1 protein-coding gene is annotated in these 338 nt (G+C 41.1%); it reads right to left on the reverse strand.

What is annotated here, in order from left to right:
- Positions 1 to 210, reverse strand: a 210-nt coding sequence (locus A3762_RS06875) for a malate:quinone oxidoreductase (protein ID WP_156493309.1), incomplete at its 3' end; no start/stop codon positions are given.
- Between the last annotated feature and the right edge of the window lie 128 nt (positions 211 to 338).

The following is a 338-nucleotide window of genomic DNA, read 5'->3' on the forward strand; positions in this document are numbered from 1 at the left end:
AACACTGATAACTTCTTCATCGACAGGTGTGTAGTTTAATTCGCAATTCGCTTCGTGACCGGTACCTGCATTATTAAAAACACTTGAGTTGCTCCCAGCAGCCTGATCAAGGCGCTCTAGAATCGTTATATTCAGATTAGGGTCAACGGTTTTGGCGATATGCGCGAAAGTAACGCCCATAATACCGGCACCAATAATTACTACGTCCATTTTGTGTACCTGTGTTGAAAGCTGCTTTAGGCCTTTTAAGCCATTAGACACAACGTTTTTTATAAAAACTTGCACTGCGTTCGATAAAACGCGCGAATATTAACATCAAACACTATTCAGCAGATCAT

The sequence above is a fragment of the Oleiphilus sp. HI0125 genome (assembly GCF_001635355.1).